The sequence below is a fragment of the Rhizobium sp. Pop5 genome, assembly GCF_024721175.1.
Lineage (GTDB): Bacteria > Pseudomonadota > Alphaproteobacteria > Rhizobiales > Rhizobiaceae > Rhizobium.
In genome coordinates this window covers 95,263-115,212 of sequence record NZ_CP099400.1, presented here as the reverse complement: position 1 = coordinate 115,212, position 19,950 = coordinate 95,263, and the positions used below count along the sequence as shown (strand labels likewise).

At 61.7% G+C, this 19,950-nt stretch carries 18 protein-coding genes; 8 read left to right on the top strand and 10 right to left on the bottom strand.

The genetic code is table 11. The features are described 5' to 3' along the window. Window position 1 precedes the first annotated feature (1 nt). The 3 genes from NE852_RS24405 to NE852_RS24395 all read right to left on the bottom strand — a co-directional run bounded on the left by NE852_RS24405 (window position 2) and on the right by NE852_RS24395 (window position 4,804). A complete protein-coding gene (locus NE852_RS24405) occupies window positions 2–1,009 on the bottom strand; it encodes an ABC transporter permease (protein ID WP_008531724.1) in 1,008 nt (335 codons plus the stop codon). A 116-nt stretch (window positions 1,010–1,125) separates the two neighbouring features. Further along, window positions 1,126–3,213, bottom strand: a complete 2,088-nt coding sequence (locus tag NE852_RS24400) for an ABC transporter substrate-binding protein (RefSeq protein WP_258156820.1) — start codon at window positions 3,211–3,213, stop codon at window positions 1,126–1,128. A gap of 124 nt (window positions 3,214–3,337) precedes the next feature. Next, window positions 3,338–4,804: an alpha-glucosidase/alpha-galactosidase gene (locus NE852_RS24395; protein ID WP_008531719.1), complete on the bottom strand. Its 1,467-nt coding sequence runs from the start codon at window positions 4,802–4,804 to the stop codon at window positions 3,338–3,340. Window positions 4,805–5,048: 244 nt separating this feature from the next. On the opposite strand from NE852_RS24395, the gene NE852_RS24390 reads away from it, so the two are divergent. Both NE852_RS24390 and NE852_RS24385 read left to right on the top strand, forming a co-directional pair. Next, a complete protein-coding gene (locus NE852_RS24390) occupies window positions 5,049–5,891 on the top strand; it encodes an AraC family transcriptional regulator (RefSeq protein WP_037173499.1) in 843 nt (280 codons plus the stop codon). Between the two features lie 255 nt (window positions 5,892–6,146). Beyond that, a complete protein-coding gene (locus NE852_RS24385) occupies window positions 6,147–7,667 on the top strand; it encodes a mechanosensitive ion channel family protein (RefSeq protein WP_008531717.1) in 1,521 nt (506 codons plus the stop codon). Window positions 7,668–7,711: 44 nt separating this feature from the next. On the opposite strand, the gene NE852_RS24380 is transcribed toward NE852_RS24385, so the two are convergent. Next, the gene (locus tag NE852_RS24380) at window positions 7,712–8,773 is read right to left on the bottom strand and encodes a class I SAM-dependent methyltransferase (RefSeq protein WP_008531715.1); all 1,062 of its coding nucleotides are present in this window, start codon (window positions 8,771–8,773) and stop codon (window positions 7,712–7,714) included. A gap of 271 nt (window positions 8,774–9,044) precedes the next feature. Between NE852_RS24380 and NE852_RS24375 the strand changes: the two genes are divergently transcribed. From NE852_RS24375 to NE852_RS24355, 4 genes are all read left to right on the top strand, one after another. Next, window positions 9,045–9,365 (top strand): XRE family transcriptional regulator, encoded by a 321-nt coding sequence (locus tag NE852_RS24375; protein ID WP_037173497.1) that lies wholly within the window; start codon window positions 9,045–9,047, stop codon window positions 9,363–9,365. 3 nt (window positions 9,366–9,368) lie between these two features. Beyond that, on the top strand, window positions 9,369–9,629 hold the full coding sequence (locus NE852_RS24370) for a hypothetical protein (RefSeq protein ID WP_008531711.1): 261 nt from the start codon (window positions 9,369–9,371) through the stop codon (window positions 9,627–9,629). 9 nt (window positions 9,630–9,638) lie between these two features. Continuing rightward, window positions 9,639–9,878 (top strand): hypothetical protein, encoded by a 240-nt coding sequence (locus tag NE852_RS24365; RefSeq protein WP_003554151.1) that lies wholly within the window; start codon window positions 9,639–9,641, stop codon window positions 9,876–9,878. Between the two features lie 313 nt (window positions 9,879–10,191). Further along, window positions 10,192–12,753 (top strand): FAD-dependent oxidoreductase, encoded by a 2,562-nt coding sequence (locus NE852_RS24355; protein ID WP_008531710.1) that lies wholly within the window; start codon window positions 10,192–10,194, stop codon window positions 12,751–12,753. Between the two features lie 79 nt (window positions 12,754–12,832). Here the strand turns inward: NE852_RS24355 and NE852_RS24350 are convergent, their stop codons facing one another. Continuing rightward, window positions 12,833–13,570 (bottom strand): phosphatase PAP2 family protein, encoded by a 738-nt coding sequence (locus tag NE852_RS24350; protein ID WP_008531709.1) that lies wholly within the window; start codon window positions 13,568–13,570, stop codon window positions 12,833–12,835. Between the two features lie 192 nt (window positions 13,571–13,762). Here NE852_RS24350 and NE852_RS24345 point away from each other — a divergent pair, with 192 nt between their 5' ends. Next, the gene (locus NE852_RS24345; protein ID WP_258156819.1) at window positions 13,763–14,308 is read left to right on the top strand and encodes a hypothetical protein; all 546 of its coding nucleotides are present in this window, start codon (window positions 13,763–13,765) and stop codon (window positions 14,306–14,308) included. Window positions 14,309–14,313: 5 nt separating this feature from the next. On the opposite strand, the gene hutH is transcribed toward NE852_RS24345, so the two are convergent. The 5 genes from hutH to NE852_RS24320 all read right to left on the bottom strand — a co-directional run bounded on the left by hutH (window position 14,314) and on the right by NE852_RS24320 (window position 18,998). Next, window positions 14,314–15,807, bottom strand: a complete 1,494-nt coding sequence (hutH, locus tag NE852_RS24340) for a histidine ammonia-lyase (protein WP_258156818.1) — start codon at window positions 15,805–15,807, stop codon at window positions 14,314–14,316. After that, window positions 15,804–16,580 carry an ABC transporter ATP-binding protein gene (locus NE852_RS24335; RefSeq protein ID WP_008531703.1) on the bottom strand — a complete coding sequence of 259 codons (777 nt, stop codon included), beginning with the start codon at window positions 16,578–16,580 and terminating at the stop codon, window positions 15,804–15,806. Before NE852_RS24335 ends, hutH begins: the two co-directional genes overlap by 4 nt. 27 nt (window positions 16,581–16,607) lie before the next feature. Next, a complete protein-coding gene (locus tag NE852_RS24330; RefSeq protein ID WP_258156817.1) occupies window positions 16,608–17,312 on the bottom strand; it encodes an ABC transporter permease in 705 nt (234 codons plus the stop codon). Window positions 17,313–17,322: 10 nt separating this feature from the next. After that, window positions 17,323–18,048: an ABC transporter permease gene (locus NE852_RS24325; RefSeq protein ID WP_258156816.1), complete on the bottom strand. Its 726-nt coding sequence runs from the start codon at window positions 18,046–18,048 to the stop codon at window positions 17,323–17,325. A gap of 107 nt (window positions 18,049–18,155) precedes the next feature. Further along, the gene (locus tag NE852_RS24320; protein WP_258156815.1) at window positions 18,156–18,998 is read right to left on the bottom strand and encodes a transporter substrate-binding domain-containing protein; all 843 of its coding nucleotides are present in this window, start codon (window positions 18,996–18,998) and stop codon (window positions 18,156–18,158) included. Between the two features lie 195 nt (window positions 18,999–19,193). On the opposite strand from NE852_RS24320, the gene hutC reads away from it, so the two are divergent. Further along, entirely contained in the window at window positions 19,194–19,949 is a 756-nt protein-coding gene (gene hutC / locus NE852_RS24315) for a histidine utilization repressor (protein WP_008531698.1), read from the top strand. Window position 19,950 lies beyond the last annotated feature (1 nt).

Here is a 19,950-nt window from a genome sequence, read left to right as displayed (position 1 = left end):
TTCAGGCTCCTCCGAACTGGCGCACGCGCGGATCAAGCAGGGCCAGCAGCATATCGGCGATGATGTTGCCGACGATCAGCGTCGCCGACAGCACCATCATGAAAGTGGCGGTGACATAGACGTCGCCGACCGCCATCGAACCGACGATCGCCGGGCCGACGGTCGGCAGTGCGAAGATGATCGCGGTTTCGATTTCGCCGGTCAGCATATAAGGCAGCACGACGCCCTGATACATCACCAGAGGATGCAGTGCGTTCGGCACCGCATGGCGCATCACCACCGCGCCGCCGGAAAGTCCCTTTGCCTTTGCCGTCTCGACATATTGGGCATTCAAAGTATCGAGCAGATTGCCGCGCATGACGCGCATGTTGTAGGCGAGCCCGCCGAAGGTGGCGATCGCCACAACAGGCCAGACATGGTGGACGAGATCTGCGAATTTCGCCCAGGACCATGGGGCCCCGCCATATTGCGGCGAGAAGAAGCTGCCGATCTCGGAAACGTTGAACTGGAAAACCAGGAGATAGACGATGATCAGCGCCATCAGGAAGCGCGGCACCGTCATGCCGAGGAAGGAAATCGCCGAAAGCGTGCTGTCGATCCAGCTGTACTGGCGGGTCGCCGCCCAGATGCCAAAGCCGATGCCCAGCACCGAGGCGAAGATGTGGCAGACGAGCGCCAGAAGCAGCGTGCGCGGCAGTCGCTCACCGACGACGTCGGCGACCGGCTTGTTGTAAAACATGCTGTAGCCGAAATCGCCGCGCGTCACGATTCCGCCGATCCAGTTGACGTATTGGACGACCATCGGCTTATCGAGGCCGTGTTCGGCCCGGTAGGCCTGCGCTTGCGCATCGGCCTGAGCGTAGGACGCACCGCCCTGGTTGATCAGCTGGGATCTTATATAATCGGCATAGTCGCCGGGCGGGGCCTGGATGATCGCGAAAGTCACCACACTCAGGATGAAGAGAACGGGGATCGCGGAGGCTATGCGCACGAGCAGGAATCGTAACATCGGACGGCTCGCTTCTCCTTACTGCCAGTCGCTCCTTGTCAGCGCGGCCGGCTTGTTGGTCATATCAGGCCGCGCGCGGCACGCGCGGCCTGAGGCTCACTTCAGCTGGGAGGAGCTTAGTTTATCGGACCCTTGTCGCCGGGCTTGCCGGGCAGTTGTTCAGGGAACAGCTCGTATTTGCCCTGCTTGTCGGCGGCCACCCACAGGCGTTCGCGGATCACCGAATCTTCAGCCCAGTTGAACATGAAGATCGGTGTGCCCTGCGGGACGTTCGAGAACCGCTTGTTGATGATCAGCGCACCGGGATATTCCGTCAGACCGACGGTGTTGACGTGCTCCGTCGAGATCTTCTGATACTGCTTCATCAGATTGACGCGCTCGTCATTGCTCTGGCTCGTGGTGAACTTGTTGACCACGTCGACAAGCTCCTGCTCGAAGGGCATCAGATCAAGCTTGTCGTCCTTGCCGGCACGGTGGTTCCAGCTGGTACGCGGACCGACAGGAGCAAGCTGTTCGGTATTCTGCACCACCGACGACAGTTCCGTCGTGTTGCGCTGGATCAGCCAATCCCAGCGGCCGGAATAATGCGCGTCGTCACGCTTCGTACCGTCGAGCCCGTTGATGACGATCTTCAGACCGAGCTTTTCCATCTGGGCGACGACACCTTCGGCAAGGCTCTTGTCGGTCGTGTACTGATTGGTGATCAGCATGACGATTTCGACATTCTTGCCGCCAAGCGTGCCGGCCGGGAAGTTCACGATGCCGTCGCCATCGGTATCCTTGAGGCCGGCCTTGGCGAGTTCCGCCTTGGCGCCAGCGAGATCAAAGGGATAGTAGACGGTCGAGTTGCGGTCGTAGAAGCTGGTGCCCGAGGAGAGCCCGCCCGCATAGATCGCGGTGAAGGGTCCCTTGACCAGCGATTCGCCGATCGCCTTGCGGTCGAGCGCCATAGTGACGGCCTTGCGGAAATCCTCGTTGCGGTTCAGCTCGCGGATCGCCTGACCGCGCTCGTCCGGGTTGCCCCAGCCGTTGGCGGAGAAGTTCATGCGCAAGTTATAGCCGATGAGGCGCGGACCGAAGGCAAGGCGGGCGGGCGCCGTCTTTTCCGCAGCACGCTTCAGCGATGCTACGAAGTTTTCCGGCTGCTCGAGGTTCGAGAAGTCGGCGGAGCCTGCTACGGCCTGAACGTCGCGGTCGGCCCAGGTCGAGAGCTTGTAGTGCAGTTCATTGAGGTAAGGCAGCTGGTTGCCCTTCTCGTCGACCTTCCAGTAATAGGGGTTGCGCCGCATGACGATGATGTCATCGGAGCGATATTCCACAGGCACCCAGGCGCCCATAACCGGCATGTTCATGAATTCAGGCGGAAAGGCGTTCTTGAACTGGTCGTAGGTGTTCTTCGAATATTTCGGATGCTGGGGTTTGAGGATATGCGATGGACCCGGGCAGAAGTTCGGGTAGGACATCGTGTAGAGATATTGCTTCGGGAAGGCCTCCTTGAAGGTCCATTCGACGGTGTAATCGTCGATCTTCTTCAGCGTCGTGCCGGCACCGAAGGCTTCCGGCGAGGCGCCGCCGCCGAGCGGCGAGACGTTCGGGTCGATGACTTCATCGTCCCAGTAGAACATGATGTCGTCGGCATTGAACGGCGCGCCGTCGGACCACTTGGCGCCTTCGATCAGGTGCATGGTCAGCTTATGGCCGTCCGCGGACCAATCCCAGCTCTTGGCGAGGTTCGGCAGCGGCTCGGTATCCTTGGCTTCCACCTGGAACAGCGGCGCGGTGCGCGTCAGGCATTCGGAAAGGCCGATATCGATGCCGCCCCAGCCCTGCGTCTGGCCGGCGCCGTAGTTCCAGCCTTCAGGCCGGCCGCCGATGACGTGACGCATCGTATCGCCGTAGACGCCGACGCCGTCGGGCATATTGCCTGTCTTGAAGACCAGCGGCTCCTTCGGCAGCCGGTCCTTGACCGGCGGCAGCTTGCCGGCGGAGACGAAATTCTTCGTGACCCAGTCGGGCTCGTGATATTCGGGCAGCGCCTTGAACTCCAGGATGGAGTCACGCGCAACATATTTGATCTTGCCTTCGGCCGGGAAATCCGCCGGCGCCGGCGGAATGGTTGCCTCGGAAGCATATGCATTCAGTGCCAAGACCGAGGCGCCAAGCGCCAGGCCGGCAAGAATGCCTGTTTTGCGGAAATTCATCATCGCTTCTCCCTCTGTTCCGGAGCGCAGGTCAAGCGGCTCCATTTTCCTCGCACGACGTGAAAGCGGGGCTTGATGTCATGGATTTCCCTCCCGGAAACCCATGACGACCCATCCTTCACAAAACTCAGACGGCCTGTTTCACAGCAGCCTTTTCGGCGCGCAATTCCTCGATCGAGCGGACATTGCGCCGCGCAGCACCTGCCCAGTCGCGGGTCTGCACCTTCGATTTCGACAGCCGCTCCTTGGCGGCCGGCACGGCATCGGCATATTGCGGCAGCCAGCGTGCCTGGGCAACAACCATCTCGTCGACCATCTGCCACACCTCTTCGGGTGTCGAGACGGCGCCGACCAGCGGATCGTGCAGCACAGCGAGCTTCAGCAGGTCGATGTCGCCGCTGATTGCAGCGTGCACCGACATGCGCTGGACGTTGATCGATGCGTTGCAGGTTGCCGCACAGGCTTCCGGCAGGGTGACGCCCGAGACCATGTTGATGCCGAAGCGATCGACGAAGCCCGGCGATTCGATGATCGCGTCGGAAGGCAGGTTGGTGATGACGCCATTGTTCTTGACGTTGAAATGGCCGCGATAGACCCGGTTCGTCTCAAGCGCCTCCAAAATGTGGCTGGCATGTTCGTTCGAGCGCTTGGCAGGATCGATCGGCTTCGAAGCGGATTCCAGGAATTGCGGAAATTCCGTCTCGAACCAGTTGCGCGTTTCGGTGGAATAACGGAGATAACCGCCGGTCTCGCCGTGGATCCAATCGGACATGTCGATCCAGCGGGTAATCTCGTCCGGCCGCTTGCGGTACCAGGGCAGGTATTCCGAGAGATGGCCGTTGCTTTCCGTCGAATAGACGCCGAACCGCTTCAGCACGTCGATGCGCAGCTTCTCCTGCTGCGAATAGACGGGATGTGCCTCGAAGGCTGCGATCAGTTCGTCCTTGCCGATCTTGCGGCCATTGAGGCGCAGATCGATGAACCAGGTCTGGTGGTTAATGCCGGAGCAGATATAGTCGAGTTCGCTGCGAGACTTCGCGCCGAGCACCTCGGCGATCTGTTCGGCGCCGTGCTGGACGCCATGGCAGAGGCCGACAGTATCGACCTTGCCGTATTCGATCGCCGCCCAAGTGTTCATCGCCATCGGGTTGGCATAGTTCAGGAACTTCGCGCCGGGCTCGGCGACCTCTCTTATATCCTTGCAGAAGTCGAGAATGACGGGGATGTTGCGCTGGCCATAAAGGATGCCGCCGGCGCAGATCGTATCGCCCACGCACTGGTCGATGCCGTATTTCAATGGAATGCGGATATCATCCGCATAGGCCTCGAGGCCGCCGACCCGCACACAGCTGATGATATAACGTGCGCCCGCCAGCGCCTTGCGCCGGTCGGTCGTCGCCGTCACTTTCGTCGGCAGCCCGTTCGCCTCGACGACGCGATCGAGGATCGCCTTGATCATTTCCAGATTGTGTTCGCTGAGATCAGTCAGCGCGAATTCCACGTCGCGAAACTCCGGAACACACAATATGTCGGTGAACAGCTTCTTGGTGAACCCAACGCTGCCCGCGCCGATGATAGCGATTTTGAAACTCATGATCTTCACCTCGACCCAATCGAATGCTAGAGAAAAGATGGCTATGAAGGATCAGGCCGCATGCCGGCGCATGTGGTTGAAAAGCCGTAAAACTGCCTGTTTTCCTCCCGACCGCTGTGTTCGGCCGTGGTCTCTTCTTCCTTGTCGAGCGGGATTATGCCCGAAATCGGCGGGGCCGCCAGAGAAGGATTATGCTTTCATGGGTAATTTTGTGCTGCATGATTTGATCTCTAACGGACAGTCGATGAGGACGGTCTCATTGCCCCGCGGCCGCCAGCCATTGCACGCCATGCCGACCAGTACCGGCTATGAAGTGCGTGAGAACGAAACCTATGATTGGGACGGCCGCCGGCGCGGCCAGACCCCCTTCACCGTGCTGCAGCACACGATCAGCGGCAGTGGCCGGCTGCGCTACCAGAACCGCAACTATCGCCTCCAGGGAGGCGACACCCTGCTCGTGCTCGTGCCCCACAATCACCGCTACTGGCTGGAGAAGGGCGACCGCTGGGAATATTTCTGGATTTCGATGAATGGCGAGGAGACGCTGCGCATCCACAAGCTGGTGCTTTCCACTGCCGGCCCGGTCTTGAAACTGCAACCCTCGACCATCGACCATCTCGCCGATTGCAGCCTGCGCCTCGTCAAGGGCGTGACGTCGCCGGGCGCTGCCTCGGCAATCGCCTATGAGGCGGCAATGGCGCTCTATGACGACGTCTTCGGCTCGCCGGCCTTTGCCGCCGAGCTCAGCCTCATGCAGCCGGTGATCGACCATATCAACGCCAATCTCGACAAGCCGCTGCCGGTCAGCGACCTCGCCGGCATCGTCGGCCTCAGCCGCGCGCATTTTTCGCGCAGCTTCGCCGAGAGCGAGGGCATGCCGCCGGCCGAATTCGTGCTGCAGCAGCGCCTGCAGCGCGCCGTCAAACTTCTGACCAAGGCGGACTTCCTGCCGGTCAAAGAAGTCGCCATCATGTGCGGCTTCGAGGACGCCAACTATTTCTCCAAGGTCTTCCGCCGCGTCTACGGCACCAACCCGACGGAATTCCGAACGACCGGCATGTATGCCAGCATCGGCAAGCTTCGCTGAGCGCCCTGATCGCCCGAAGGCCACAACGCCAAATCCACTGCTACGTGGCGGTTTGACATTGCTAGAACGAAGGGCAATGTTGCTCTCCGGACCTCTGGTTCGCCCTGCCTGGCGGACGTCGCGACGATATGGAATTTTCTCAAGGAATATTCGATGACAGCGACCAAGATTCTTCTATGGTTGCCTCGCGGTCGGCTTGGAAGGCCGGATGCGTACGTGCTACAGGGCGCAGCCTTCCCTCGCGAGTTGATTTCGATGCTTGACGATCCCACATGGTCCGAGGTGCTTTCCGATCCCATCGTCCAGGTCGGAGCGGTGGCCGTGGTCGGCGCGATGGTTACCCGAGTTGCCCTTCGCCCCTTCCCGAGCTGGAAGCTGGCCGGCCAGGTCTTCTTCCTCACGGCGCTGACCATCCTGCTTCTCTATCACGATATCGTGCCCTACGAGGTCAGTCCGCCATCGTCTTCCACCTTCGAACGTGTCTTCATCGCCCTTGCCAAAGTGGTCTGGTGGATCAATGCCGCCTGGGCGTTGATCGGCTTCGTTCGTGTCTTCCTGATCTTCGAACGCCAACCGCGGGAGGGACGCCTCGTTCAGGATCTGGTCATCGGCCTGATCTATCTCGGCGCGATCCTCTCGGTGGTGGCCTATGTCTTCAGCTTTCCCGTCGGAACGCTGATCGCCACCTCGGGGGTCTTCGCCATCATCCTCGGCCTGGCGCTGCAGAGCACGCTGAACGACGTCTTTTCCGGCATCGCCCTCAATCTCGGCCGGCCTTATACAATCGGCGACTGGATCGTCCTCAACGACGGCGTCGAAGGACGGGTCGTCGAAACCAACTGGCGCTCCACGCATCTCCTGAACGGCACGAACGACCTCGTCATCCTGCCAAACAGCTTCCTTGCCAAGGTGGGGCTGACCAACCTCAGCAGCCCCGACCGCAGCCACGGTGTCATGCTGACGGTCCGCGTCGTACCGACGGCCGGGCCATCGACGATCGTCGAGGTCATGCGCACCGTGCTTTTGAGCAGCGGCTCTATCCTGACGGAACCAAAGCCCGGCGTGCAGGTCAAATCGCTCAATGCCGATGCGGTGGAAGTGGAACTCTCTTTCCGCGTCAAGGATATTGGCCACGCCGGGCCGGCGAAGAATGAGATATTCGATCTCGTCTATCGCCACATCAAGGCTGCCGGCCTCACCCTGGCGCGGCCGATCGACGCCGCCGGCCCGCCGCCCGACCGGATGCAGCCGGAAGAAACGGCAGGGCCGCATCGTCCGACGCCGCTCAAGCTTCTCGACGCCATCCCCCTGTTTTCCTCGTTGACCGAGGACGAGAAGGAGACGCTGGCCGCCTCGATGACGCGGCGGACATTCAAGAAGGATGCGATTCTGATCGAACAGGGGGATACGGTGGCCTCGCTGATGATCGTGCGCAGCGGCGCCGTCATCGCGATGCGGAAGGAAGGCCACAAGGAAACCGAAGTCGGACGATTGGCGCCGGGCGACTATTTCGGCGAGAGCGGACTGCTGATCGGCGCCGGCGAAGCGGCAAGCCTGCACGCCCTCACCTTCGTGGTCATTTACGAAATTGCGCAGACCAGTCTGACACCGCTGCTGCACGACAGGCCCGGTATCGCCGAGGAGCTTGCCGCCACGCTGTCCCGCCGCATCGAGACCGGCCAGCATTCCCTTGCCACCGAAGGCGCGACGTTGAACGGCAGCTCGATGACCTCGTTGCTGATGCGAATCCGTCACCTGTTCCAGGTGCCGCAATAGCGGTCAGTACCTAGCCGACACCCTGAAAAAACGACTGATCTGCTTTACGCCCGCACCTCGAACACCATGTTGAATGGCGTTTCCGTCGCACGGCGGAAATGCGTGAAGCCGGCGTCGAGCGCGACCTTTCGAAGCTTCATTTCTCCCGCCTGAGCGCCGAGCCCGAGCCCCACCTCCTGGGAAAGCGATGCCGGCGTGCAGATCATCGTCGACGCACCGTAATAGACGCGGCCGACCGGGTTGAGATTGTCCTTGAGATGGTCATGGGCAAAGGGCTCGACGATCAGCCAGGTGCCGTTCGGGGCAAGCGTCTCCTTGACGTGCCGTCCGGCGCCGACCGGATCGCCCATGTCGTGAAGGCAGTCGAACATGGCGACCATATCATAGCTGCGCCCCGGAAATTCGGACGCCCGTCCCTGCTCGAAGGTCACGCGGTCCGCCACGCCCGCCTCTTGCGCGGCTGCCTTGGCTCTTTCGATCGATGGGCCGTGATAGTCGAAGCCGGTAAAATGCGAGGCGGGATAGGCCTGCGCCATCAGGATGGTCGACGCACCGTGACCGCAGCCGACGTCGGCGACATTGGCGCCGGCCTTGAGCTTTTCGTCCATCCCCTCAATAGCCGGAATCCATTCGTTGACGAGATGACTGTTGTAGCCCGGGCGAAAGAACCGCTCTGTTCCCCGGAAGAGGCAGGCGCTGTGCTCGTGCCAGCCGAGACCTTTGCCGGTGCGGAAGGCTTCAGCGACTTTCGGCTCGTCCATCCACATGGATTGCACGACCTCGAAGGCGCCGACAAAGAAGGCGGGGCTGTTTTCCTCGGCGAACACCATCGCCTGCTCAGGCGTCAGGCTGAAACGATCGGTTTTCTCATTGTAGGTGACATAGTCCGCCGCCGCCTGGGCGCTCAGCCACTCCCTGAGGTACCGCTCCTTCACGCCGGTTTTTGCGGCAAGCTGCTCGACGCTCAAGGGTGTCCCATCGGCCATCGCCTTGAACAATCCCACCTTGTCGCCAAGCACGACCAAGGCACCTGACACGGCGGCGCCGACGTCTCCAACAAGACGACCGACAAGCGCATCGAGTTTCTGCATATCTGGCTCGCGCATCGTTACCTCCCTGGCGCGTGGTAAAGGGGCATTAAATTAGGCTTTCATTATATTCAGTCAATCAACCTCCCCATCATCCAATGAGGGTAGATCATTAAAGCTCGAAAGATCTCTGGTTGACGGCACGCCTGGTTTCCATCCGGCATTGGGAATGCGCGACTGCAATCGGCATGTGGCTGACAATGAGCCTCGCTTGCTTTCTTCTCCTGTGGTTACATCTTTGTATTGCTGACTCAGAGCAAGAATCAGAACTTCAATGCCAGGTGGTGATTTGTATCTATCTCCAGCTCAGTGCCGCGCCGCACGTGCTCTCATCGCGTGGTCTGAGGACGACCTGTCTTCGGCCTCGACAGTCGCAAAGGCAACGATTGCCGGTTTCGAAGCGGGCAGGATTTCCCCCGACGATCAAACCTTGCAGAACATCAAGCAGGGCCTGGAGAACGCGGGTGTGCTTTTCATCCAGGAGAATGGCGGCGGTGCCGGCGTTCGCTTGGCAAGACCGGCGTCGGCTTCTATAGACACTGATGAAACCGAGACGGTTCAATACGAAGAATATTTGAAAAATGACGCCCCTCCCGGCGCTGGCGGCTGATTAATGGCAAAGAAACAGAAATTTGAGCATTCCGAACTGGCGGGCGAATTCACCGATGACGGGATTACCGTGCTCGTCGATATCTTTCGAACCTCCGGCAGCAATGAAGACTGGACGATGGAAGTCGTCACGCAGTCGGAGGACCTGATCCGCTGGGACGAACCCTTCGCGACCGACCGGGAGGCTTTTGACGAATTCCTGGCCGTCGTGGCGCGGGACGGCATCCGATCCTTTCTCGACGATGACGAGCCTTCCGTGCATTGAGGGGCAGCCATGAAAAGCATCAATGATCTCGTCGCATCGGCTAAAACTGTCTGCGACCGGTACCGGGCCGGGCGGATGGAGCGCGAAACCGTGCGGGAATGGGTCCTCGGACTGGGTGCCTATCCGTCGCCGCACGGAGACCGTGTGCGCGAAGCGGCCGAATGGTTCCGCCTGCACAATCGCGAGCCTGTTTCGGAAGACATCGTGCTCGTGGATATCGACCGGCTTGCAGCGATTTCCGCGCCGTGATCCTGGGGTGTGCGAGCGAATGGGCAAGCTGCAGGGCTCGTCTATATCCAATCGTCGCTAATCACTGCCTGACCGTTCGATGCGGGCTGACGCAATTACGCCGGTACTCGGCGGCGAAGGACCAATGACGATCCTGAGCCTTGTGCATAATAGCTTGATCGCAGCTTCCACGCGGAAAGGTCTGGGGCTTCCGCAGCTTCGGTAAATATGACACGCTTACCAGGCTGACATGGCTCCTGCATCTGACGCGCGAAGCGCAAGCCAAGCGCAGCTAGGTAATTTTTATTCGTGCGATAAGTAGAAGGAACAGCACGTGGCAGCATTTCCGGAAAAGGCAAAGGTCGTCATCATCGGGCTCGGCGGTATCGTCGGCGCCTCCATCGCGCATCATCTCGTCGAGCGCGGATGGGACGATATCGTCGGTATCGATAAGTCGGGCATCCCGACCGATATCGGCTCGACAGCCCATGCCTCCGACTTCTGTTACACCACGAGCCACGACTATCTGTCGGTCTGGACTACGCAATATTCGATCGATTTCTACGAGAAGATGGGCCATTACGCCCGCATCGGCGGTCTCGAAGTGGCGCGGACCGGCGACGATGCCTGGATGGAAGAAATCAAGCGCAAGCTTTCCTCGGCACGCGCTTTCGGCACGCGCGCCCATTATGTCAGCCCTTCCGAGATCAAGGAAAGGTTCCCGCTGATCGAGGAAGATCAGGTGATGGGCGGCCTTTTCGATCCGGATGCCGGCCTCGTCATTCCGCGCTCGCAGACCGTTGCCGGCAAGCTGGTCGATGCCGCCGAAAAGGCAGGCAAGCTCAAGGTGTTCGGCAACACCCCGGCGAAGTCGCTGATCGTCGAAGGCGGCCGCATCAAGGGCGTCGTCACCCATCGCGGCACTATTATGGCCGATCACGTCATCGTCTGCGCCGGCCTCTGGGGACGCCTGATCGCCGAGATGGTCGGCGAAGACCTGCCTGTTATGCCGGTCGACCACCCGCTCACCTTCTTCGGTCCCTATAACGAGTTTGAAGGCACCGGCAAGGAAATCGGCTTCCCGCTGCTGCGTGACCAGGGCAACTCCGCCTATATGCGCGATACCGGCGACCCGGCGACGACGGAAGGCGGCCAGATCGAGTGGGGCTATTACGAGGCCACCAATCCGCGCATGTGCCATCCGCGCGACCTTCTCGAAAAACACGAAGCGCGCCTTTCGCCCTCGCAGCGCGACCTCGAGATGGAACAGATCATCGAGCCGCTCGAGCGCGCCATGGAACTGACGCCGATCCTCGGCGAGCTCGGCTACAACGAAGGTCACTCCTTCAACGGCCTGCTGCAGGTTTCCGCCGCCGGCGGCGCGTCCTGCGGCGAGAGCCAGAAGGTGCGCGGCCTGTGGTATTGCGTTGCCATCTGGGTCAAGGACGGCCCGGGCTACGGCAAGCTGATCGCCGACTGGATGACTGACGGCCGTACTGAAATCGATCACAACAGCATCGATTACGCCCGCTTCTATCCGCATCAGCTGACGGAAGAGTTCATCGAAGGCCGCTGCTTCGAAGCCGCCCAGAAAATCTATTTCCCGGCTGTTCACACCCGCGAACCCTATGCATCCGCCCGCAACGTCAAGCGCTCGCCCTTCTACGAGCGCGAGAAGGAGCTTGGCGGCTACTTCATGGAACTTGGCGGCTGGGAGCGTGCGCACGGCTATGCCGCCAACGAGCACCTGCTGGAGAAATACGCCGACCGCGTCCCGGTTCGCGAGAATGAATGGGACAACCGCCATTTCTGGCGCGTATCGAATGCCGAGCATCTGGCGATGAGCGAGGATTGCGGCATCGTCAACCTCAGCCACTTCCACATGGTCGACATCGAAGGACCTGACCATGTCGAGCTGATGGAATGGCTGTGCGCCGCCAAGGTCGGCGGCGATGCAAACATCGGCAAGGGCGTTTACACCCACTTCCTCGACGACGAAGGCATGGTGCGCGCTGACTTCACGGTCTTCCGCATGGCCGACCGGTGCCGTCTCGTCAACGGTGCCGACGCCGGCCCGCGCGACCTTCACTATATGAGGCGCGTCGCTCAGGACCGCGGCCTTGACGTGACCATCACCGACGTCTCGGAGAAATTCGTGACGATCGGCATCTGGGGTCCGAACGCGCGCGACACACTGAAAAAGGCTGTGGCCGATCCGGCCGGGCTCGATCAGGAGAACTTCGCCTTTGCGGCGATCAAGCCGATCGAAATCGCAGGCAAGCCCGTCACCGCCTTCCGCATCTCCTATGTCGGCGAGCAGGGCTGGGAACTGCACATGAAGTACGAAGACGGCCTCGCCGTCTGGGATGCGCTGCGCGCGACCGGTGTGATGGCCTTCGGCGTAGAAACCTATGCAAACTCGCGCCGCATGGAAAAGAGCCTGCGCCTGCAGAACGCCGACCTCCTGACCCAGTACAACCTGATCGAATGCGATCTCGCCCGTCCCAAGGTCAAGGAAGCCGATTTCCGCGGCAAGGCAAAACATCTGGAATACAAGGCGCGTGAGCACCAGCCGGCCATGCTCTGCACGCTCGTGATGACCGAGAATACCGACAAATCGGGCGTGAAGCGTTATCCCCTCGGCAACCTGCCGGTTGTCGATCCGGCGACGGGCGAGGTTCTGGTCGACGAGCTCGGCCGCCGCTCCTACACGACCTCGATCGCCTACGGCCCGACGGTCGGCAAGAACATTGCCTTGGCCTATCTGCCCTGGTCGCATTGCCAGGTCGGACGCAAGCTTGAGGTCGAGTACTTTGCCGAGACTTATCCGGTGGAGGTTGTCGGCGTCGGCTACAAGCCGATCTATGACCCGGAAAATCTGAAGCCGCGCACCTAAGCACCCAAGTGTTTGTGGCGCCGCAGGTATGCGGCGCCACACCCATGAGGGCGAGCCGGCGCCTGGCCTAGACATCGCGCTATCTGCCGTCGCCGTTTTCGGCTTCGGCGACAGCGTCAGGGGCGCGGTTTGGAACGAAACGTTTCGAGATCAGCCAGCAGCCGAGCGCCCAGAGCGCGCCGGCGCACCATCCGGCGAAGACATCCGTCGGGTAATGGACGCCGAGATAGATCCGACTCAAACCGATGATGACGGCCAGGAAGACGCCGGCGCCCATGACGAAGATCCGCGTCGAGCGATACCGCTGCGTCCGGGCCAGCAACGCACCGAGCGTCAGATAGGTCACCGCCGAGACCATGGCGTGTCCGGAGGGAAAGCTGAGATCGCTGACCTCGACGAGATGCGGCACGATATCGGGACGCGGCCGTGCGACGAGGATCTTCAAGAGCGTGCTCGCCAGCCATCCAGTCAGCACTGAGGAAAAGACGAAAATCGCGATCGGCCAGCGCCGGTCGAGCAGAAGATAGACGGTGACAAGAACAGTCATCAAGGTCAGGACGGTGAGGCCGCCGAGGCTGGTGATGTCGCCGACGGCATGCGTCAGCCAGGCGGGACCGATCGGCACGGCAAGATCGCCATGCCGTCGAAGCGCCAGCAGGATCGCCTCGTCGAAGCCCAGAGTCTCGCCCTCGAGAACCTCGCTTGTCAACCGCTGCAGCACGAACAGCCCGCCGGCGATCGTTGCCAGCGTGATCAACGTCAGCGGCTCATATGCGGTTAGCCTCTCCCAAAATCCGCGTCGTTGAACATCCGTCATGCCTGCCGTCAAACTCCCTTCACATCTTGTCCCACCCCGCCAGATCGGCAAGGTGAGCCGCAAATTCAAGACCTTGCGGCATTCGGAGATGAGTAGAGGTTACGGCCCACGCGGTTTCGGCACGCCCGGTAGCAAAAGCTCAACCTTCTTTTGCTATCGCTGGAGCCGATTGTCCTGGAGATGGTTTCGGCGATGAAAATACTGACAGCGATGGTTCTGACGGCGGCCGTGCTGCAGCCGGTCGCAGCCCTTGGCGAGACCGATTGGATGGGCGGCGCGAGACAATGGTCGGTCGGCTATGCGAACGAGAGCCCGCAGCCCTATTGCCGCCTGCTGTGGGACAGTGAAATCGGCAAAACCATGGAATTCCGCCAGAGCGCGACCGAGACTTTGTGGCTGGTAACGAAGAACACATGGGACATTCCCGCCGGCACCACGACCGAGGTCACGCTGACCGATCGCAAGATGACGAAAGTGGTCGCGGCCGCGTTCTTCGACAAGAATACGCTTCGCCTCTGGCCCCCGGCCAGCAAGGGAAGTGGCGGGTTGAAGAAGATCATCAAGAATTCCTTTGCCGGAACCCCCGACGTGCAGTTGACCTTTGCCGGTGACGAAGGCGACTGGACGCTGCCGCTCTCGCGGGTGGATCAGCTCTACCCGACCTTCTCTCAGTGCCTCAAGCGCCTCGAGGCCGGCGGAAGGCCCAAGCAGGATTCCGAAACCAGCAAGCCGTTCTGACGAACTCAGCCGATCGGCGGCGGCGCAGTCTCACGGATCAGGCTTCGTACGGTCTCGATATCGCCGTTGAGCGGCCGCTCGTCGCCATAATGGGAAACTTGCTGCCGCGCGGCTTTATAGACAAGGTCCGTGCCTGCCGCCCGCGGCGCTGTCGCCGCCAGGAAATCATGTGCCTGGGCAGCGGCCATCAGCTCGATCGCCAGAATATATTCGGCGTTGTCGATGACGGCGAGCAGCTTGCCGGCGGCGGCCGTCGGATGCGCGAGGAAATCCTCCTGAAGGCCGGAGGTCAGGCCGCCGTCCATGGCAGCAGGCGCGGCAAGCCGGCGGTTCTCGTTGCTGAGCGCGGCAGCGGTATATTGCGCGATCATGAAGCCGGAATGGCTGCCGGCATCGCTTGCCAGGAAGGGCGGCAGACCGCTCACCAGTGGATTGACGAGCCTATCCATGCGCCTTTCGCTGATCGCGCCGATCTGCGCCAGCGCAATCGCAAGACTGTCGGCCGCCTGCCCGAGCGCGGGGGCGACCGCATGCGCCTCGGAAGAGACGATCGGCTGCTCCGGCGTGCCTGAGACCGCAGGATTGTCCGTCACCGAAGCCAGTTCCTGGTCGGCGACGCGGGCGGAATTGTCGAAGACGTCGCGGGCGGCGCCATGGGCATGCGGCACCGAACGAAGGCTGAGCGCATCCTGGGTGCGCCGGCCGAGCGCGGCGGCGACGAGGCCGCTGCCTTGGAGGCGAGCCCGAAGGGTCTCCCCCACCTTCCCGATGCCGGCCGATGGGCGCAGCGCCAGGACCGGTTCGTCAAAAGCGGTGATCTGGCAGCCTGCGGCCTCCAGTGTCAGCGCCGCGATCGCATCGGCCCAATCGAGCAACCGTTCAGCGCGGGAAAGCGCGACGGACGTCAAGCCGGTGGCGCAGGCGGTGCCGTTGACGAGGCTCAGACCCTCCTTGGCGCCGGGCACCAACGGTTCCAGGCCGATCGCGGCAAGCGCCTCGCGGCCGCCCATGCGCCGGCCGCCGAACGTGGCGCTGCCTTCGCCGATCAGCACGAGCGCGGTATGGGCGTTGTGCGTGAGATAACCCGCCGAGCCTTTCGACGGCACGTCGGGAATGCAATCATGCTCCAGCAGCGCCGCAAGATGCTCAACGATCTCACGCCGCACGCCGGAATGGCCGTGGGCGAAATTGGCGATCTGTGCGGCGATGATGGCGCGCACCTCATGGACCGGCAGCAGCGGGCCGACGCCGCAGGCATGGCTGAGCACGATGCTGCGCGACAACAGGCTTTGCGAGGTACGGTCGACCACGGTATCCGCGAGCGCGCCGACGCCGGTATTAACACCATAGGCGCGCACGCCCGTCTCGACGATACGCGCGACGATGCGGCTTGCCTGCTCGATCCGTTCCCAGGCTGCCGGCGACAGCGCAAGCGTTTCCCCTGCCCCGACGCGCGCGACGTCGCGCCAGGTCAGCACTTTGTCGATGACTATTGTCATTGACCTGTTCCGAAATGGCCGATGAACTGGCGGAAGGCTGGCGTCGCGCCGCTGGTGAACATCTCGTCCGGCTTGCCGCTGCTTTCGATCAGCCCTTCGCGCATGAAGACGACGCGGTTCGAGACGTTGCGGGCGAAGCTCATCTCATGGGTGACGACGAGCATGGTCATGCCCTCCTCGGCAAGCGCGCGCATGACGCGCAGCACCTCGCCGACAAGCTCCGGATCGAGCGCCGAGGTCGGCTCGTCGAAGAGCATGACCTTCGGCTTCATGGCGAGCGCGCGGGCAATCGCGGCGCGCTGCTGCTGGCCGCCGGAGAGGTGGGCCGGATAGGCGTGGCGCTTGTCGGCGATGCCGACCTTCTCGAGCAGTGCCTCGGCCTCGGCGATGCAGTCGGCGCGCGGCCGCTTCAACACATGGACCGGCCCTTCGATGATGTTCTGCAGGATCGTCATGTGCGACCAGAGATTGAAGGACTGGAACACCATGCCGAGTTCGGAGCGGATATGGTCCACCTGCTTCTGGCTGGCCGGCTTTGTCTTGCCGTTCTTGTGAACCATTTCAATATGCTCGCCGTCGACCCAGATCTCGCCGTCGCTGGCGGTTTCGAGCATGTTGATGCAGCGCAGGAAGGTCGATTTGCCGGAGCCGGAGGCGCCGAGCAGCGAGATCACATCGCCGTCCTCAGCATCGAGGGAAATGCCGCGCAGCACCTCGTGCGTACCGAAGCTCTTGCGGATATTGCGGACCGATAGTCGGGTTACGCCTGGCATGAGTGCTCCAATCGGGTCAAAAGCCGCTTATGCCTTCAGCGCCTGCGGGATCGCGCGGCGGTGTCGGGAAAGCGAATATTCGAGCAAGGCCATGCCCTGCAGGATGATGAAATTCAGGACGAGGTAGATGATTGCCGCGCAGAGGAAGACTTCCATCGTGCGGTAGGTCTGCGAGATCAGCCGCTGGGCCACGCCGGTGACCTCCCAGACGGTGACGAGGCTTGCGAGCGCCGTCGACTTCATCATCAGCACGATCTCGGTGGAATAGGCCGGCAATGCATGGCGGAAGGCGATCGGCGCCAGGATGCGGCGCACCAGCAGGGAGCCGGACATGCCGATCGAGCGCGCCGCCTCGATCTCCTTCGGGGAAACGGCCCGGATGCCGCCGCGGAAGATCTCCGCGGTATAACCGGCCGTGCAGAGCGCCAGCGACAGGATGGCGCAGACCATCGGCTCGCGCAGGAATGGCCAGAGGAAGGAATAGCGGATGAAACCAAACTGGCCGAGACCGTAGAACACCAGGAACATCTGGATCAAAAGCGGCGAGCCGCGGAAGACGAAGATGTAGCCCTTGGCGAAGCCCGCAAGCGCTGGGTTGCCGCTGACCCGCATCCAGACGATGACGAGCGCCAGCAGGCCGCCGAAGAAGATCGACAGCGAAAAAAGGATCAGCGTCGTCGGCACGGCCTTAAGCAGGGTTACCATCGTCGAGGCGAGGAAGGTGAAATCCATCGTCGTCTCCTTACGCCTGGCCCATGGCCGAGGCCGGCATGCTGCGGTTGGCGCGCCGCTCGGCGCCGTTGAAGATGCGGTCCGAAAGGCTGGTCAGGATCAGATAGAGGCAGCCGCCGGCGATGAAGAACAGGAAATATTGCCGTGTCGAGCCTGCCGCCACCTGGCTGGTGCGCATCAGCTCGGCAAGGCCGGTAACGGAGATCAGCGCCGAATCCTTCAGGCTGAGCTGCCAGACATTACCGAGGCCGGGAATGGCGTAGCGCAGCACCTGCGGCATGATGATGCGGCGAAAGCGCAGGCCGCGATGCATGCCGATTGCCGATGCCGCCTCGAGCTCACCCTTGGAGATGGCAAGGTAAGCGCCGCGGAACACCTCAGCCTGGTAGGCGCCGGAGATGATACCGACGGCAAGCGCGCCGGCGGCGAAGGAAGGCAGGCCGAGGAAGCCTTCGTAACCCATCGCCTTGCCGATCGACGTGACGGCCGAGGAGCCACCGAAATAGATCAGATAGATGATCAGCAGTTCCGGCACGCCGCGAAACACGGTCGTGTAGACATTGCCGAGCGTGACGAGGAGCGGATTGCCGGAGAGTTTCGCGAATGCCACGATCGCGCCGAGAACAGCGCCAATCGCAAGCGCCGTCGCAGTGACGGCGAGCGTCATCAAGGTGGCGAGAATGAGCAGCGCGCCCCATCCCGTCGAGCCGAAGCCAAGCAGTTCCAAGCTTGCCATATCGTCCGTTCCCCGTCCGCGGCAGTGTTTTTGTGAATTTAAGAATAACACGCGGTCTCCGGCGTTGAAGCCGGAGACCGGCGTTTACGGCCAAAGGCCGAAACGCCTTATTGCTGCGGGCTGACGTCGACCTTGAACCACTTCATCGAAAGGTTCTTGACGGTGCCGTCGGCGAGCGCTGATTTGATCGCCTCGTTGAACTTGTCGCGCAGATCCGTATCGGCCTTGCGGATGCCGAGACCTTCGCCCTCGCCCCAGATCGAGCCGACGATCTCAGGACCGGTGAAGTCGAGCGCGCCATTGGCGCTCTGGAAGGCGTTGGCGAAATAGACGGCGTCATCGAAGCCGAGGTCGATGCGGCCGTTCTGCAGGTCGAGGTCGCGATCGGCGCCGGTCTTGTATTCGCGGATCTCGGCAATGTCGCCGAAGTTGTCATAGACGAACTTGGCATAGACGGTCGCCGCCTGGATGCCGATCGTCTTGCCCTTGAAGGCGGCCTTCAGCGCCTCGATCTCCTTCACGCCGGTCTGGCCGGGCGTCATCTTGATCGTGGCGCCGGTGCCGGCGGCCTTCGCCAGCGGGCTGTCCTTGGCCGTCGCAAAGGCGGCAGGCGTCGCAGCGTAAGGAATGGTGAAGCCGATGACCTGCTTGCGCTCGTCGGTGATCGACAGCGCGTCCATGATGACGTCGAACTTGCCGGCATTGAGCGCCGGGATCATGCCGTCCCAATCGGAAGCAACCAGCGTGCACTCGATCTTGGCGCGTTCGCAGAGCACCTTGGCAAGCTCCGGTTCGAAGCCGCCGAGCGTGCCGTCGGCGTTGGTGAGGTTCCAGGGCGCATAAGCGCCTTCGAGGGTGATCGTCGCCTTGGTCCAGTCCTTGGCGAAGGCGGGCGCGGCGAAGGCGGAAAGGGCGGCGACGCCGCAAAAAAGGATAGCGCTGAATTTCATAGATGAATTCTCCTCTGAGATTGAAACTGACCTTGCGGCACCGGAGCCGATCTTCGCCGGCTTGCCCTTTCCGCCCTATTTTTATGTCAAGGACGGATCGGGAGGTTGTATAGGGTACCATATGAGATATTTTGTGATATGCAAGAGGAAAGTCGATTTATACGGCGAATTCCATTCGTGCAAAAGGAATAGGCAATGAAGCGTTCCGGCGAAATGAAGCGCGAACTGGCGGGAAATGACAGCACGCCGCTCTATGCCGGCGTAAAACAGGTGATCCTCGACCGCATTCACAGCGGCGAGTGGCCGCCGAAATACCGCGTGCCCTCGGAAAACGAGCTAGTAGTCGAACTCGGCGTCAGCAAGATGACCGCCAACCGGGCGCTGCGCGAACTCGCCAACGAAGGCGAACTCATCCGCATCCAGGGCGTCGGCTCCTTCGTCGCCGAACGCAAGGGTTATTCGGCGCTGTTCGAGGTGCGCAACATCGCCGAGGAAATCGCCGAGCGCGGCCATGCCCACGAGGCGTCCGTCATCGTTCTGGCGCGGGAGACAGCGTCTCCCGAGATCGCCGATGCGCTGGAACTGGAGATCGGCGCGGCAGTGTTCCACTCGCTGATCGTGCACAGCGAAAACGGCGTTCCGGTGCAGATCGAAGACCGTTTCGTCCACCCGGAGGCCGCTCCCGAATATCTCGATCAGGATTTTTCGACGCTGACGCCGAACGCCTATCTGACGGCGGCCGCCCCGCTCAGCGGCTCTGAGCACGTCGTCGAGGCGGCGATGCCGCAGGCCTGGGAATGCAAGCTGCTCACCATCCTGAAGACGGAACCGTGCCTGACCATTCGCCGGCGCACATGGTCGGCGAAGCAGGTCGTTTCAACCGCCCGCCTCGTCTATCCCGGCTACCGTTACCGGCTGGAGGCGCGCAGCGGCAAGATGTTCGAGGAGTGAA

What these genes read in the sequence shown, in the direction of transcription:
- NE852_RS24330 (WP_258156817.1), bottom strand. Translation starts at nt 17,312, where the DNA reads ATGGATTTCACCTTCCTCGCCTCGACGATGGTAACCCTGCTTAAGGCC.
- hutH (WP_258156818.1), bottom strand. Translation starts at nt 15,807, where the DNA reads ATGACAATAGTCATCGACAAAGTGCTGACCTGGCGCGACGTCGCGCGC.
- NE852_RS24335 (WP_008531703.1), bottom strand. Translation starts at nt 16,580, where the DNA reads ATGCCAGGCGTAACCCGACTATCGGTCCGCAATATCCGCAAGAGCTTC.
- NE852_RS24350 (WP_008531709.1), bottom strand. Translation starts at nt 13,570, where the DNA reads ATGACGGATGTTCAACGACGCGGATTTTGGGAGAGGCTAACCGCATAT.
- NE852_RS24395 (WP_008531719.1), bottom strand. Translation starts at nt 4,804, where the DNA reads ATGAGTTTCAAAATCGCTATCATCGGCGCGGGCAGCGTTGGGTTCACC.
- NE852_RS24370 (WP_008531711.1), top strand. Translation starts at nt 9,369, where the DNA reads ATGGCAAAGAAACAGAAATTTGAGCATTCCGAACTGGCGGGCGAATTC.
- NE852_RS24325 (WP_258156816.1), bottom strand. Translation starts at nt 18,048, where the DNA reads ATGGCAAGCTTGGAACTGCTTGGCTTCGGCTCGACGGGATGGGGCGCG.
- NE852_RS24390 (WP_037173499.1), top strand. Translation starts at nt 5,049, where the DNA reads ATGAGGACGGTCTCATTGCCCCGCGGCCGCCAGCCATTGCACGCCATG.
- NE852_RS24345 (WP_258156819.1), top strand. Translation starts at nt 13,763, where the DNA reads ATGAAAATACTGACAGCGATGGTTCTGACGGCGGCCGTGCTGCAGCCG.
- NE852_RS24400 (WP_258156820.1), bottom strand. Translation starts at nt 3,213, where the DNA reads ATGATGAATTTCCGCAAAACAGGCATTCTTGCCGGCCTGGCGCTTGGC.
- NE852_RS24405 (WP_008531724.1), bottom strand. Translation starts at nt 1,009, where the DNA reads ATGTTACGATTCCTGCTCGTGCGCATAGCCTCCGCGATCCCCGTTCTC.
- NE852_RS24365 (WP_003554151.1), top strand. Translation starts at nt 9,639, where the DNA reads ATGAAAAGCATCAATGATCTCGTCGCATCGGCTAAAACTGTCTGCGAC.
- hutC (WP_008531698.1), top strand. Translation starts at nt 19,194, where the DNA reads ATGAAGCGTTCCGGCGAAATGAAGCGCGAACTGGCGGGAAATGACAGC.
- NE852_RS24320 (WP_258156815.1), bottom strand. Translation starts at nt 18,998, where the DNA reads ATGAAATTCAGCGCTATCCTTTTTTGCGGCGTCGCCGCCCTTTCCGCC.
- NE852_RS24380 (WP_008531715.1), bottom strand. Translation starts at nt 8,773, where the DNA reads ATGCGCGAGCCAGATATGCAGAAACTCGATGCGCTTGTCGGTCGTCTT.
- NE852_RS24385 (WP_008531717.1), top strand. Translation starts at nt 6,147, where the DNA reads ATGCTTGACGATCCCACATGGTCCGAGGTGCTTTCCGATCCCATCGTC.